11 protein-coding genes and 1 pseudogene are annotated in these 16,285 nt (G+C 39.5%); 1 reads left to right on the top strand and 11 read right to left on the bottom strand.

Features of this window, described 5'->3' with window-relative positions:
- Positions 1-26: 26 nt before the first annotated feature.
- The 11 genes from LC605_RS24270 to LC605_RS24220 all read right to left on the bottom strand — a co-directional run bounded on the left by LC605_RS24270 (position 27) and on the right by LC605_RS24220 (position 15,577).
- On the bottom strand, positions 27-3,260 hold the full coding sequence (locus LC605_RS24270) for a DUF3854 domain-containing protein (RefSeq protein WP_229550068.1): 3,234 nt from the start codon (positions 3,258-3,260) through the stop codon (positions 27-29).
- 78 nt (positions 3,261-3,338) lie between these two features.
- Positions 3,339-5,129: a type IV secretory system conjugative DNA transfer family protein gene (locus tag LC605_RS24265; protein WP_229550067.1), complete on the bottom strand. Its 1,791-nt coding sequence runs from the start codon at positions 5,127-5,129 to the stop codon at positions 3,339-3,341.
- A gap of 6 nt (positions 5,130-5,135) precedes the next feature.
- Entirely contained in the window at positions 5,136-6,347 is a 1,212-nt protein-coding gene (locus tag LC605_RS24260; RefSeq protein ID WP_229550066.1) for a hypothetical protein, read from the bottom strand.
- A 16-nt stretch (positions 6,348-6,363) separates the two neighbouring features.
- Positions 6,364-7,086 (bottom strand): hypothetical protein, encoded by a 723-nt coding sequence (locus LC605_RS24255; protein ID WP_229550065.1) that lies wholly within the window; start codon positions 7,084-7,086, stop codon positions 6,364-6,366.
- 1 nt (position 7,087) lies between these two features.
- Positions 7,088-8,665, bottom strand: coding sequence for a TrbI/VirB10 family protein (locus LC605_RS24250; RefSeq protein ID WP_229550064.1), 1,578 nt, complete (start codon positions 8,663-8,665; stop codon positions 7,088-7,090).
- A complete protein-coding gene (locus LC605_RS24245; protein WP_229550063.1) occupies positions 8,662-9,453 on the bottom strand; it encodes a hypothetical protein in 792 nt (263 codons plus the stop codon). The genes LC605_RS24250 and LC605_RS24245 overlap by 4 nt, the downstream gene beginning before the upstream one ends.
- Positions 9,454-9,462: 9 nt before the next feature.
- Complete coding sequence (locus tag LC605_RS24240; RefSeq protein WP_229550062.1) at positions 9,463-10,578, bottom strand: hypothetical protein; 1,116 nt, start codon at positions 10,576-10,578, stop codon at positions 9,463-9,465.
- Positions 10,579-10,710: 132 nt separating this feature from the next.
- Positions 10,711-11,421 carry a hypothetical protein gene (locus tag LC605_RS24235; protein WP_229550061.1) on the bottom strand — a complete coding sequence of 237 codons (711 nt, stop codon included), beginning with the start codon at positions 11,419-11,421 and terminating at the stop codon, positions 10,711-10,713.
- Positions 11,414-14,239, bottom strand: coding sequence for a hypothetical protein (locus LC605_RS24230; RefSeq protein ID WP_229550060.1), 2,826 nt, complete (start codon positions 14,237-14,239; stop codon positions 11,414-11,416). The genes LC605_RS24235 and LC605_RS24230 overlap by 8 nt, the downstream gene beginning before the upstream one ends.
- 210 nt (positions 14,240-14,449) lie before the next feature.
- Positions 14,450-14,776, bottom strand: coding sequence for a hypothetical protein (locus LC605_RS24225; RefSeq protein ID WP_229550059.1), 327 nt, complete (start codon positions 14,774-14,776; stop codon positions 14,450-14,452).
- A 330-nt stretch (positions 14,777-15,106) separates the two neighbouring features.
- Complete coding sequence (locus LC605_RS24220; RefSeq protein ID WP_229550058.1) at positions 15,107-15,577, bottom strand: hypothetical protein; 471 nt, start codon at positions 15,575-15,577, stop codon at positions 15,107-15,109.
- Between the two features lie 451 nt (positions 15,578-16,028).
- On the opposite strand from LC605_RS24220, the pseudogene LC605_RS24215 reads away from it, so the two are divergent.
- Positions 16,029-16,285, top strand: a pseudogene (locus LC605_RS24215) (ISLre2 family transposase); the annotation flags it as partial.

Here is a 16,285-nt window from a genome sequence, read left to right as displayed (position 1 = left end):
AACGCAGCATCTCAAACTCTGCTCTTTTACAATTCAACGTCAGCAGAAGGAGTGCTACTGTTTTGATGTCGCTGCTTCTCTTTTGGAGAACGCACTTCCACCTTTGGGCTGTAGGTGCTGTCAATGGCTTCGCTACGAACAGACATCAAATCTTGGAGAATTTCGCTCAGTGGAGGAAGAGAGATATTAGTTGTTCCGTGGTGGCGCAGCTCAACAAGACTTTTGAGCAATATTTGGTTGTAAAGTTCGCGTTGTTCACCAATCGTGAGCTGGAGAGTGTGTATTATCTTGTCACGCATTGGGTAATTACCTTGATTGGCAACGCTTGACCAAGAACCAGTAGTTTCTAAATCTAGCCAGTATTGACCTAGCAGAGGATGAAGGGGCAGAGGAATGCTCTCTACGTTAGCTTTGCTGTGTTGGTTTTGTTCATTAGATGGTTTTTTAATTGGTTTAACTACTGCTGTATAAACTTGCTGTGGTTCGATATTTTGAGAGTTGGTACTTAAGTCAGAGGTGGGAGTACCGGGAACAGAGTTAGGAAGTTGTTGCCTGTTTTCTAAATCCTGCCATTGTTTTGCTAACTTTGGGTGAAGAGGGAGTTTAATATCGCGGGTAGCGTGAAGATTGACAGTTGCAGTAGCAGCAGTATTGGGTGGGATATGTAACTTTTGGGCAAGCAATCTCAATTTATTCAGGTCAAGTTCAGTAATAGCGAGTGTTTTAAGTTGATGCGTCATTCCTGAGTTTGTTCTATTCATTTCAAAACTAGCAGCAACTCTTGTAATTCCATCATGTTCAGTTTTGAGGAGTTTTAGAACAGATGTACTATTTTGGTGGCTCTTTTCGTAGAGGATGCGGTAGTTGCCCAACTCCAAATCATCACTCCTGTTCTTTTTTAGAGTTTGAGTTAGGATTTGCAAGACTTCTGCTTGTTTGAAGCTCTCTAAAATTTTGTGGGTACCATCAAGGGAGAGTGAACCAAGAGTACTAGCGATTTTTCTGGGGTCTTCATCAACTGAAGGTAGTTGCTTACCACTTTTAAGGTAATCAGCGACTAGTAAAAACTCCTGCCTTTCGATGGGCAGCATATCCTTCGGTTGTCCAGCATTAGTGATAGCTCCCCATTTGTCAGCGTGAAACTGCATTAAGGGTTTGGTTTCATCAGTGCGGCGAAAAATACTGTAATTGTTCCCCTCTTTTTTGATAGTAAAAGCATCAGCCCGATAAACTAAATTATCATCTTGTTCAACACCATAATTCTTCACAAGCGCTAATGCCGTAGAAGCAATATCTTTATTTTCCCTGGCTGACAAACGCTTTCTGAAGAAATTAGGCTGGTAGACTGTGACCTGTTCTCTTCTTGCCCAAGAACCATCCTGGTAGTCCTCAGCCTCTGTTAAGGGTGGAGCGTCTTGAACAACAGCAACTTCTTTTTTACCTTCAGTAAGTACTTCAGCATCTATTATTCGTGATGCCGGACTTAGGGATGAATTTTCTGAGAATGCAATCAGGTTTGCTGGTTCTGTTATTGATAATTTGGATCGGTTTTTCCCAAAAATAGGAATTATCTCTTCCTCTTCTAAATTCTCTGGAGATGGAGATGGGGTATTAACAGTGCCATCTCCCTTTTGTGAGTAAAGCTGGATCTCCTGACCATTTTTCAAAAATAGAGTGAGGCGTAAATCGGGTGGTTGATTGTTTTGCCACCAATCATCCAAGGGGACAGATGATTGAGATACTTGCTTAAAAGCTTCTGCGCCCTGTGCGACAATCAAATCATCTACGCCTTTTTCTGGGCCTGGTAAAGAAATAACACTTACCTTAGACCCCGCTTCTTCTAACAGTTGACCAGTGCGGTAAGTAGCGATATCAATGTTGCGCTTAGTTGTACGTCGTGTTTCATGGTCAAAGCAAATTTTAATATCCCGATTCTTAGTAGCGAAAACTGCCAACTCATCATGCAGACTAGGAGTAATGGGATTACCTAGTTCATCCTTGCTACGATACCCAGCATAAATTCCAGGTAATCCAATTGCCGCCTCATCCTGGCTCAAAATACTGGCCGCTTTCTTTGCCCCCTCGGTAATAGTGACTGGGACATTATGCTTCCAAACGCAATACCAAAATCCCGATTGGCGATCGCTTTGGGTAGGCTGTACTCCAGCTTTTTCGTAAATGCGTTCGGCAATATCATCAGGTACATTGAGCAAGAAGATACTTAAATCAACCTTGGGTGGGTGTTCATATTTAATAAATTTGCCTGGACTCTCGGCTTTTTCTCTCTTGTTATTAGGTTTGTAGCATCCCCACAATTTTTGATTAGGTTTATCCCCTGGCTCAAGATTAGCAAAGTCACGAGGATCAACACCAGAGTTACACCACCAGCCACCATCCTCAAGGTGAGAATATCTATTGAGCATGGAAGCAGACAGCCGCCCCGTATTCAGGCGCTCTAGTTTGTCACTGTACATGAGATATTCCCATGCTTCATGTTCCTGTTCTATGGGGTCAATGTGTAAGCTCTTAAAATTTAGACTAGCCACAAGAGGAGCGATCGCACTTCCTTTTACTAATTCTTGCCAGTGATTTGGGTCTATCTTATATGTGGGAACTGGAAAAATTGGGTCAGATGAAGAGTTTGAAGCAGTGGGGTATTCAGATCCAAGTTCACTCGTTCGATCCTGTTGCAGTAATTCTTTTTCACCAAAAACTCGCCGAACGGCACGGAAGCCACTTGGGTTTAGGGAGTTTACTCTTTCTTCTGGCTTTTGAGTTGAGTCAATTAGAAAAGCGATTTCTACTACTTCAACAGGTGTAGCAGACGGTGGTAAAAAGGGAGGTATATCAGATGGTGGCAAAACCGGAGGTGAATCATTGGGAGGTAAATCGGGGGGTGTGGTAGAACCAGGTAAAAGTGGTGGGATATCAGAGGGAGGTAAGAATGGGTATTTAGGAGAAGATGTTAAAAGCTCTTTCCATAATTCTAAAAATTCTTCTTGGTCAGCAACTTCTGCTTGAACAAATTCGTTGGTATTGGGGTCAAACTTCTCCCACTTCCAACCACCATTTTCATCAGAACTCATGAAATAAGTTTCTTTACCAATTTCCAGTTTTAATCTCTTATTTATCTCATCATCTATTGCTAATTCTATCGAGTCCAGCACCAGTTTGAGATAAGGAGCTATTACTGTTCTAGCAAAGTATTCACTACTTTTAGCGTATGCCGAGGTGAGTTGTAAATGTCGTTCATCAAACATAGCTATTTAGATAACAATGCGAATTGGATAAATAATTGTGGGTCATCTGAGAGATTGTTTTACAAAGAAAGAGAACTCTTAAATAAATACGTTGTCATCAGCGTCAATTAATGAACTCACCTCCGAAATATCTAAAGGTAAAGAATTGTTGGCATTTTTGGGGTTTTGAGGTAAAGGAAAACGATTATTGATGTCAGCAATTCTGATATCTAAATCCTGCTGAGTCGGAAACTTCTGAGTACTAATTCTTGCCAGAATAGTGACAAGCTTAGTCCATTGCTGCTGGTTGTATTCTTCAATATCTAGAATGGCTTTAGGGATTTTAAGAGATTTTAGTAAAGGAACCGAACCTTCATTTTTATTAGCATAAGCAGGATTTATAAATACACATTTACCTGCTGGCAGTTTCAAAAACTGGGCTGACTCCAATAGTTTTTTAGTCTTCTCTTGGTCAGATGTAGTAGTGTTAGTTTTACCCCCACCTGTAGAGCGACTTTTATGCTTGTATTTGATTTCTTCATCACCTAAAAAACTAGAGAACAATTGAGCCGATTCATTTTCACCAGGATTGAAAATAAACTTAGTACCGCAAGCACCAAGAATAGTTTTAGCTACTTCTCTGCCGTAATTCTTTTCAAGTTGCCCCATATTCTGCCAGCCCAGGATGCCGCAAAAACCCTCACTTCGAGATTCGTTCAGCCATTTGAATAAGTCGGGTAAATATATGGAAGGCAATTCATCAAGTGCGACTATCAGAGGATATTGACGTTTTTTGGCAATATTTCGGGCGATCGTCATGTGCAGAATACTGGTCAACAGTGGGCTAACGGCATCTCGACGTTCTCTGTCCAACCCAAAGATAATCATCTGCTTCCCTTTAATTTCTAAAGGTAAAGTCGTCTGACCAATGAAGCAACCAATAGTATTTTTAGCCATGAAGCGAGTGAACATGATGCTGGCAGTAGAAACAATCCCAGCAACAGTTTTCTCACTCGCGGCGGAACTGAACAATTGACCAAAAGCAATTTTAATCCAAGGATTGAGATTAGCAGCCATCAGTCTTTGTACCATCTGTTCACTAGAAAGTATGGCAGCACTGGTCATCACATCAGCGCGTGAGCCAAACTCTTTGGTCAGCATCAAGATAGCTTGGGTTAATTGGTCGCCGGCGGGAGCAAAGAAACCATCCTCATTACTATTACTAAGAATGCGAAAATTTTTATTAATTACAGTGGCGATTTGTCTAGCAGTTTCTGCATCACTACTATCTCGTAAAAAATCGAGTGGATTACAAACTTCCGATTCCGGAAATCCCGGCGCGAAAATGTGAACATCATACCCCTGACTTTTAGCGTAAGCTGCAATTTTAGCTTGCGACGGATACTTAAAATCATAGGCAATTATCGGAAATCCTTGGTCGATTGCAGAATAGATTGTGGGGTTAATAGCACTGAATGTTTTACCACTACCTGGAGCGCCAATAGCTGCTGTTCCTCGCTGGACATCAGGAATATAAAAAGTCGTACCGGCATTTTTTTCTTGCTTAGTACCCTTGAATTGATGCTTACCAATATAAAGAGCAGCACTATCACATTGAGGTGAAGCAATTTGCAAAAGTGCCTTTTTCTTGGCTGTAGCAGTTTCTTTAGCTCCACCCCAATAACTAGTAGCAATCTTTTTCTTATTAGAGCCATCACCAAAAACTACTCTCATCAGGATATAAGCAGCCAACATACTAACAACGGCTAATCCATTTGGTGTAAATAAATAGTGAGTGTACTGACCAATACTGTCATGAGGATTTTGTAACTGTTCAAAACGAAATGATTGATTATCTCTTGCTGCCTTATAATCTAAATGTTTACTCATAAGGCTTCAATTAGGAAGTGTTGATGGTTCACCGAAAATAATCGGGTCTTTTTCTCGATATTCGATGAATGGAACAGGGCCAATAAAATAAGGAGAGCAGGTACGACCAATAAAGGGAATGGTTTTGCAGATGCGGAAAAACATTGTGGTTTGGACAGTACCTTCTGCTTCATTGACTTCCCAAACTACTTGTTTAAAAGCAGAACCAAAAGGATTTCTGCCTGTTGGTTCTTTTCCTCCATTCAAAGCTTTAAGAATCCCAAAGCCACCTCTAACTTGTTGAGATTTACCAGATATCCACTGCACACCTGTAGTCTTGCCAAGTCCTGAAGCTTCAAAGTGGGCGCAATTGGGTTGCAGACATGGAACATTGAAACCTTCCTGATAACTACCGGAGATGGAACGAAGTCGGTTGGCTTCTAAATCTCCGAGTGGCAGGTCTACTTTGCCAATGAATGATAAATCAAGTGTGTTCAGTCCTGGAAAATTATTCCAAGTTAGATTGGATAATCCTGGTACTCCGTTAATTTTGCTGTCTTGCCAATTACCAAAGCCATTGAGAGATGCATTTTGAATGTTAGGTATAGAAGTAAGCGAATAGTTATTTAAGTTAATTACTCTTCCCAGTTGAACGTTACGAAGTCTATAATTTCGACTGGCATTGGCAATTGTGCCATTCTTGATTGCGAACCTTCTGAAGAAATCACTAATAGGTTTGACGCTTGCAACAGCTTTACTACCCAACCCAGGAACTGCTTTCACTAAATTTGGCAATGTCTGCCATTTTGTTAATTGCAAATCTGAAAGCTTCAGTTGACCTAAATTTAATCCTTGTACTTGAGCTATTGCTGAAAGATTGAGTTTCTCTATTGCTAATTCTGGAGTTTCAAAATCCCCAAGCTCCATAAATTCTGCGATACTTTGTCCAGCACTCCAAACCCTGGTTTCAGTGCCGCCTCTAGAGCCGGGATAAGTCACACTGCCATCATTTGAAATAATCATGTCGCTGAACTTAAGCCGCGACCAATCAGGCATCAAACCATTGTTGTCATTAATTATTGAACTTTGGGCCGATGCTTTGGGAATTATAAATCCCACAAAGTGATTGAGAATTCCATATTTAATAAAGCTATGAATGAAGAGTCCGCCTAACAAACCAAACAATATTAAGTAACGGATTGCCGATTCGCTCAATGGTGATTGTTTCCCTGTTTTCATGATTTTTAGATAAAAACTAGCGTTGAGAATCAGTACCAAGACTAATTAATTTGTTCACCAATTCCATAGAGACAGATGCCTTTTGGGCAGCAGTTGATAGTTCATCACCCTGCTGTACATAGTTGATTAACTTTTGTAACCGTTGGTGTAATTGGTCGTGAGGATTAATCCATCTATTCCTAATTGCAACAGCTATGCCATCCTTGATGTTACGTGTAGTTTTGAAAGTATTTACCAATGGTTGAAGCTGGGGAATAAATACTTGATTTTCTTCAACAGCAACATCATTTTTGATTATTACTTGGCTGTATTTAGGACTGCCATTATTAGTAGCTACTCGAAAACTGTAAACTTTGCGTTCACCATTAGATGTTTGCGTGATGATTGTGAGGAGGGTGTTTGGTGCTTGCGGTAAGCCTGGAATCTTGACTTTTTCAATTCGTCGCAGGTGAATAAGTCCAGCACTACTGTTTTGACAATTTGTCTCGATACCTTCTAAACAGCCATCAGTATCAACCAGGATTTGAGAGGGGTCGTCTAGCCACACCCTTTTAATTGTTTCCCCAACTTCATAGAAGTAGATGCTGACACCATGCCCATTCCAGACATTAATAGTTTGAAGTGTGGCAGATTCACCACTGACCTGCGATTGTTTAATCGTGCGGACTGTACTTTGAGCGATTGCTTCTGTTGGCAGAAAACACAGTGCAAAGGCGACTAGAAGCATTAGTTTTTTCATCTCAAACCTCCAGGCTGCGATTCACCAAAAATGTCACCTTAGTTCCCTGTGGGATATACCAGACATTGGGACGAGCCGCAATTTCTTGGGTTGAAGTTTGGGCACGTTTACCAATAATGTCACTAAGCTTACCAAATGCACCTTGTAAAAATGCACCGCCGATATTGCGCGATTCCTTGCTGGTGACGTTGGAGGTAAAAGTGCCACCAGAGGAACTACTGACAGTACTACTGGAGTCCGATTGATTGAGAATTGTCCCCACTTGACCCAAACCACTGACTAATCCCACAGTCAAGTCATAACGTGCAATTTCACCCCCCGAATCATGAAATTGCTGGGCAATTAACGGTTTACCATCTTGTCCTAACACGGAGATCGCACCATTAGATATTGGATATTCGGTATTATCTTTAATAATGCTAGTAACTTGCACAGTTGCATAACTGCCACCAGTGACTGAAATTACTTCAACAGCTAACAAACTGCCTGATGGAATAGCCACATCAGCATTGTTGTCATGCAAATCTTCAGTAAGCCGAGCTACAAAGCGTCTACCATCATCATTTTGTTGTAAATTATTCTGAATATTATTTCTAACATCTGCTTGTTGTTTGACTACAGGTGTAACTAACACCCCACTAGCGAACTCCCCTACTGTTAAATAACGAGTTTGTTTCTCTTGAAGAATTTGATTTTCTTGCGGTAAGTAATTATTGGCTAAAGTAACGTGCTTAGTAGTTTTAATTTCCGACTCCCACCTGGGGATGATTTTCTCAATAGAGTTTGGTGTATTTTGTTGTGAGATTTCAGTAACTTTCGGCTGACTATTGCTAAAATCATTATCTGATTGGTTAACTTGCTCGGTCTGGGTAAATACTCTTTTTGGTAATGGTGATTCTCTTTCAAGCAAAGAGGTGTCGGTGTCAGCTATTTTTCCATAAGAGCCAATGCTGCGGAGTCTGTTCAACTCAGCATCCGGGTCAAGAGATTTTACTCGTGCTGAAACTGTGGTAGTGGTAGGAGAAACTCTAGTAGAAATAAAACTACGTCTTGGTTCTTCATAATAACTAGTTCTGGTTCTAGGAGTTGGTTGTTGCTGTTGCGTCCGGGGTGAAGTTGCTCCCGGATTAACGACTTTTTCTTCTTTTTTGACAGACCTTTGAGGGTTAGAGGGCTTAGAGGATTTATCTTTATTAATCTTACTCAACTCGTTTTGTTGTTGATTCAGTGCTAATTTAGCATAAACATCGCCATCTTTTTGGTCAAGTTTGTCTAAAGCTTCAGAGGAGTTTTTGGGTTGAAGAGAAGAAGGAAGTGGCTGTAAAGTTGGATTAAATAATCCATTGAGCATCAAAAATATAGTCAAGAAAACTAAACCAAAAGGCAGTGCGATTATCAATAGCCTTGACCAAGGAGAAGTAACTACAGTGTGTTTAGTTAATGTGGTTTCAGCTAGTTTTACTTCTTCTGGTATTGACGAGTTATGATAATTAGAACTATCTGCTTTCGGCTCTTCATCATCTATTTGGAGTAAATTATCTAGAGTTGATGAATTATTAGTTGAATTATTGTCTGTCATTTTCTCGCTTCGAGATTTAAATCAACAATTTGTGTGATTTCTAGCCCTGATTGTCTAGCCTGATAAATTTGATGAGCTAGTTGACTAGTATTTGGAGGAATTTCTTGTGGTGTACTAACAGCTTCTACAGTAATAGTCTTATTGAATGAAATCCCGCTACCAGCATTATTTTCTTTAGTAAAAGTAACAAGAGTAGCAATAAAATCTACCGACCATTTGCCCGATTTGATTTTACGGGGTTCGGAAATGAACCGAGGAATCAAAGAAACTTGTGCATTGCCATTAAATATCCCTGGTGGGGTCATTTGAGCTAGCTGACGCAAAAATGCTACTCGAAAATCAAGATGATCACTTATAGCGAATGCAGCTTCATAAGAAGAGGTAGCTACTCTGCCATTAGAGTGGTCAGTTCTACCGACATCTATTCCAGTATCTTGCTTGGTAATGGGTTCTCCTTTTTGATTAAAGGTTCTCTGAAGTCCATCCCAATTGAACATCTTGACAAATGTATCATTAATGAATTTTTTAATGACTTCCTTTGACCGTTCATTAGGCTCTACTGCTTGAGCAATGACTGATTCTCCTGATGATAATTGGACTAGTGCTAATTGCTTTTTACCTAAACTACTTACTGCACCATAGTTAAGTAGTTGCAATAATAAAGACAATAACGCCATCGAAAATCCAGCTAGAGAAATGACTCCGATTCTGGTTGGGACAGATTTGTTATATTTGAGAAGCTGTAACGGTTCTATTTTGGGCTGACTACTGTTTTTGGTTTTAAACATTACAAAAATCTACTTAAATTTCCCAACTAAACTACCACCTCTTGTGAATACTGCTTTGCTAGCATCAATAGCAATTGAGCTATAAGTTTCAGCCGCTTTATTGATTTGTTGAAGTACAGCTAAACCACCACCAGCCGCAAGTCCAGTTGCTAAGAAAGGAGCAAAAATACCAATCGTAAATAGAAAGAATAGAGGTTGATCTGAAGAAGAAGTAGCAATCAATTGCCCCGCTAATCCAGCAATTACGTTGAAGCAAAGTTTTGCCATTCCTACAGAAAAATAACCAGTGAGCCAAGTAAAAATCGCTCTGGCGCCATAAGGCAACAGAGAACCGCCCACGGCTAAAGGGCCGATAAGTGCAGTCAGTAGCATAGTTAGTTCAATCGCCCATTGGTAGGCTCCATTTAAACCAATCAGAATGATTGAAACAATTTCAATTACGCTTGAACCAATGTAAGCAGTAAAGGGAGAAAATAATACTTGCAGAGGATTAGCACCACTTTTAATAGCATCAGATGGTGCTTGAATAATTCTGTCAATCTTTTGAACGATCCATGAGAAAGGGCCACTAGAGCCAGTAAAATAACTAGGATAGTCTTGTTGAAGTCGATTTTTAGCGTCTGATAGACATTTAATAGATTCTTCTGGAGTCAAAGATGAGGTTTTGCAATTTTCTATTTCTTTACCAATAACCCCACGCACAGCTTCTACACCCAAGGCTTTTTGGTATGCAGCCCTTAAATCAACACCTTTTGTTGTGTATGCTAGTACATATTGATTTGTATTGTTGATATAATTTCTAATACCGAGAGTGCTTGCTCCTAAGACCTTGCCATTATTTGCTAAAAGTACTACAACTATCAACACCCAAATAAATTCTGTGTATGCACGTTGTTCATCACCCAAGAGCATTTTCTTTGTCCACTCAACCATGAAAAAAACAAGTGTCGCAACGGCGAATAATACACCGACTTTGCACATAGCAGCATATAATTCACCTGTGATAGTCTCATACCAAATTTCATTGAAACCTTGAGCAATAAAGTCTGCTGTTTTAGTTGCTTGCTCTAGTAAATCCGCACCAGCAAATTGAGATTGAGCGAATAAGTAAATTCGGCGTTGCATAAGTGTGAATTATTTAACGAACTAGCGTCTTGTAGAGTTGTCAAGGTATTACGAATTACGAATTACTGTCTTCTCTACGAGACGCCCAAGGGACGTAGCGGTAGCGACGCAGGAGCGTCATTACGAATTATTTTAATACGTCGGATCTAAACGAGACATTCCAATAAGTTCATGGCTCAGAGAAAGAGTACCTAATTCCTGCAAATCTTCTTTTTTACGGCTATTTGCCATATTCTCTGCTACTTGAGTCAGCATTATATTGGAGTATGTAGTGTCTTGCCTTGCTTGCAAAGAATCTGTGCGTTGCTGTGCCAGCATTGAAACCACTAGACCATTCTGAGCGGCTAGAGCTTTCAGGACATTTTGAGAAGCATCCATTTCTTGAGCAACGTCCGCAATACTTTTTGCTTCTTGGGCTATAAGTGTAGTTTTCTCTATTTTTTGGGATGTTTCTTCTTGTCCTGGTTGTCCTATAACACTGATGATTGAAGCTCTTGTAAGTTCTCGCTCTAAATCTTGTCCTTTTTGCTGGGCGACTGGTAATGAGTAAGTACCAGCAATTCGATTTTTCAGTTCATTGCTACTGGCAATCGGGTCACTAGCTCCCATCTCGCCAATAGTATTATCAATTGCAGCTTGAGCATCATCTTTAATACCAGCCCAACTTTGATCAATTTGCGATTTCGACCAAGCTTGGATCTTGCTAGCCTCACCTTTAAGATCAGAAATTATTTCACTAAAAAAGTCAGTTATGACTAATCCATAACTGGGTGTGGCCAGTAAGAAACCTCCAAAAGTAGCAGAAAGTACCACAATGATTGTTCGCGTCTTTAATCTAGGCATAAGCCACCTTTGCTTTTTGTTTCAACATTAATTGTTTAGCTTCATCTGATAACTCTTCTCGCCGAATCATCTTGATATAATCATCGGTAAACTTGACCATTCCTACCAGAGGATTATTTTGATATTCTTTCAGGAAAAGAGTACGCAGTTCTTGTTCGTGTGGATTATTAGCAACGGCGGCTAATAAACAATGGGCTGGATAATAACGACAAAAAGTAAGTTTGCCATTATCATCAAGTAACCACTGAGAGTAAATGCTTGAATGTTTGGGATAGAAAGCTTCTGTACTATTAACCCGAATGATTTCTAAGGGGTATTTAAACCTCGCGATAAATGGGTCAACTGCTGATGATTGAATTCTTCCTACTAACCGAGTAGTGATGTTAGCAAAGATTTTGGCGGCGGCTTTTGACTGATAAATACTTTCTGGTTCTTGAGCCGATAAAATCACACGGATACCAGCTTTTGCACCATTAGCACAGAGTCTACCGATTAATTCAGCAATTGATTCAAATTGAAATAATATTGGTGCTTCATCTAAGAAAAATATGCTGGCTTTTGATGATAAAGCACGTCTGAGTGCAGCAGCATAAGCGCTCAGAGCTAATATTGCTGCATCCGCTTCACTCGATAAATTTCTTAACGCAAAAACAAGTAATTTGGCATCAGTCCTGAAGCTAGAAGGGCGAGAAATCGACTGTCCAACTCTTGTAGTTAACCAGTAATTAAGTCTGAGCCTAATTTGTTCTAAAGCTTCTATTATGTCCCGACTGTTACTAGCAATAGAATCTAGTTTAATAAATGCTGGGGAACAATATTTGTAAAAGTCTTGTAGCGTTGGAGTATCTGACCACTCTTTCGTTCCGACTCCAGCCGATAATGCTAATTTGTACCGGAGTTTGATTTCATCGTCGTTGAAAAATATTTTTAATGTCAAAGCAATGATTGACTCAATATTGGTAATCATGGAAGGGCTAACTCCAATCATGCTAGTTCCAATAATCATTGTCATCAGCACTGACTTCAAAAACTCCTTGAAATCATTCAATCTTTCATCGATAATTTCTGGTTCTAGTCCTCGGAGATTTGGTAATTCAAAAAGATTATTGTATTCTTTAGAGATATCAAAGTAAGCCCCTTCTTCTCCTAATAAATTCGTGTAGTCAGTGAAAGTGGATGTCCCATCTGGTTTGGGGTAATCCAATGCCACAACTGGAATACCTTGAGCTAGAGCCGGAGTCAATATACCTGCAACCAAGACTGATTTACCACTTCGAGTTGCACCAAAGACTGCCAGATTCTTGTGATTTTGGTATAAATCGAGGTACACAGGTGTTCCGCCCTCTTCTGCAATTAATTCAAAGCCTTTTGTGTCCCCGGTTGCTGTGCGAATCAATGGCATTAATCCCGGAGCTTCTGAACTGAAGTAAGGTAATCTACGGTTAAATGGTTTTGTTAGCAAGGGTTCCCAAACAAAAGGACAACACTGAAGCCATACTTTCCAGGCGTACTCTAGCTCACGGTCAACTGCTGCTGGACGTAGAAAGCAAGAAGCAAGTTGACGGCAAGCCTCATCTAATTCTCTAGTTGATTTACGATGTACTAAAAAAACTACAGCCGTATGTACGACAACACTACCTTTGTAAATTGTCTTCTGTGCTTCTACGGCTGATTCAATATTCAGTCCTGCTTTCACATCAATATTACCTTTATCGCTTGATAATGTCGTAGAAGTAATTGACTGTTTGGTTAGTCTTTGTAAGTTGGTTTTAGTGATTCCTTGGTTGGCTTTTGTCAACTGACAAAAGATTTCGGTATCAAAAATACTATCCCTAGATATCAGTGACCAGAGATATCTTAATTGTGCCTGTTCATCAATCCAACCCCCTGGCTTTTGACTGAAGTTGAGCGCTCCCAGGTATTTATCTTGGATTTTCACCCATTTTCTGTCAAAAAATGGTACGGATTGCTCATTCTCTAGGAGATGATGACGGAGGTGAAAATCACTTGTTTGGGTTTCGATTAATCCATCGATTTCATTGATTTTTAAGGGGTTAGGGATTGCTATTGGTTCCGAATGATTAAACTGTTGCCAAATTCCCGACCAAATTTCTTCGGCACTCAAAGCTTTCACACCTAATTTCATCTTATTACTGAGTAAAGCCGACCATGCCTGAAAGCCATCATTGAATGAATTTTGCAGAATATTGTCAATCTTATTGTTATTGATTGAGTAAATTTCTCCTGTAAAGTTGTACCAAAGTTTTTCAAGTTTTCTAATGATAGACTCTACGAAATCCTTACTTCGTTCCTCGTCAGCAGCAACAGTATAAGTACACCATAATCTCAAGAACTTATTTTTCCGGACTCCTGTTTTAGTTAAATCCTTTATTCTTAATCTTTCACTACGTATTAAAAGTTTTAATTGCTCTATTGAACAATTATTCTCAATGAGTCTTAGTTCTTTTTGTCGTTGATAATCATCTGTAAACGACCCGAAATGTATGGTCAATGATTCGTGTTCAGGAATTTCTTTCAGTCCCGCTTCTATCCCTTCAAATATCGGCAAGATTTGTTCATTGCTTAGATTCGGATGAATCCCTAAGCAATCAAAACAAAATTTGATTTGAAGGTCTTCAGCTTTTTTCAGGATTAATGCCCCAATGCCTTTTCGACCTCCTAAATTTAAATTGCAAATCCCAGCTAAGTGAATAATATCCTCAAAAGGAGTTATTGTTTTGACAACATTAATCTGTGAATTGTCAAAAGATTTTTTCCCTAATTTATCTGGATACTTCGATTTTTTAGTCGGTTTCATTCTGGTTTTTACAAAAAAAGGGAACAGGGAACTCTTAACAGGGAACAGGAAACTCTTAACAGAAAAAAATTAGTCCCGAATATAGGGTAATAGTGTCCTAAATTTATTTATGAAAAGAGATAAAAATATTTGAAACGTTCCGGGCGTAAGCCACGATGTTTCAATGCGTCATTATTCAAATCCCCTAATTTTAATTATGGGGATTTCCTGTTAAGAGTTCCCTGTTCCCTCTTCCCTCTGAACGAATGTATTCTTTTTTAACCTTTGAAAAGGCATATAACCTCTACTAATGCGAGGTACGCCAACAAATTTCCCAAAAAAATCATTCCGAGCAGAAACTAGCCACCAAGTAGCCCATCCCCAAGCAATACTTAAGAAAGTTGCTAACCATCCAGCTTTAAATGTGTAGAATACAATGAAGACATTTAGTATGGCTATTACTGACCAAGGGAAAATCTGATCGGCGGGAAATGGCCCTAATCGAGGGCTGTCTCCCAAGATTCTATTTACAGTCCGAAAATTATTTTCATTTCTCATCTTTTTTTTACTACTTGTTGAGATGAAGCATTTCTAGAATCAGGGCATATTAAAATAATTCGTAATGACGCGACGCTCCTGCGTCGCTAACGCAACGCTTACCAAGACTCGAAGAGAGCTGCGTTCGCGGAGCGTCTCGTAGAGAAGACAGTAATTCGTAATTCGTAAATGCAAGTTTTGCAACGGGGATTTAGCTTAGGCTTCAATTCGCGCTGCTTGATAGAAGCTATGCTACTTTTACTGAACATAGTTCGTTAAGTATCCGCATTATCAAGTATCTGCATTATCAGTTCGAGACTGAAACTGATAATGCGGATACTTGTTCACTGATTATGCGGCTCCACCTCCACCAATAATTAAGCCAGTGACTAAATCTCCAACGAAAACGGAAAGGACGATAATTAATGGAGTTCTGGCTAATGTTTGCCAATCTTCATCATTCCTTGCCGATTGGACAATTTGGACTAGACTGATGCCTATATAGAGTAGGAACAAACCTCTCAATACGTTGAAGAATAATGTGATGACTGCTGTTGTTTGACCATTGCCAGCAGCATTGCCAAAAGCATTATTCATCCAGGTTTGAGCATTGTTAAAAAACTGTGCATCTGCTGGTGAGGAAGCAAAATCGAGTACACAAACAACTGTCAAAATCGTAAACAACACCGCAAAGAGGTTGACTCCATACTTGCGTTGTACTTTATCAAAGTTAGTCAACAGAGCTTGAGATTGCTTTGGTAGCGCTATTGTAATCGCGGCAGCAATTATGAATGCACCTAACAAAATGTTGTGGACTGACATCGACACTATCATCAAAGCACCCGTTACGGACATCAGAGTGAGTGTGCTATTTTTTATCGTCCTGTTATTTTTGCCTGGAGTCAGTACGGGAGCAATGCGATTTTGTGAGCTGACTCCAAAGGTCGTGCGATCGCTAAACTTTTTTATCAGTACAAATAAATATTAGTTACATGTCAATTAGTATTAATACTAAAAAATAAAATAGTTGATGAAGAACGTTCATAACAGGCGCTTGGAGTGCTGACCTGATTGAATATTTAGTGATAATGATAATCAAAAAAGAGGGGGGAGAAGGAAAGAGCCGTTTAGCGGCTCTTTCCTTCTCCCCTTTTATTCGATTATCATTATTATTTTGATTCTTCGTATATGCGAACAATAATTATTTTGTGACTACGAAAAAAGGTAAAATTCCTTATTGGTAGTAGTTTTCAGACTTTTAACGTTAACATAAATGGAAAAAAATATAGATGCAACTTTAGATTTGGCAAAATCGTTGAAAGACTTTGAAGAAAGTGTTATTAAACTTTTAGAATTGACTAATGTTAGTGTTTGGGATGGGCGAGTTGTTAAAGAAAGAGAAGAAAAAATTAGAGTTGCAGCACTTGTTTTAGCGGGTCAATGTATCGCCTTATTTTTATATAATCTTTCTACTTCTCAAGAAGCTCTTGATACAGCAATAACTCAAACTCAAGGCTGGTGGCACCCAAC

It is taken from the genome of Nostoc sp. CHAB 5836, from assembly GCF_020829445.1.
Taxonomy (GTDB): Bacteria; Cyanobacteriota; Cyanobacteriia; order Cyanobacteriales; family Nostocaceae; genus Nostoc.
The sequence above is the reverse complement of the archived record's forward strand: the minus strand, read 5'-3'. Positions and strand labels throughout refer to the sequence as shown.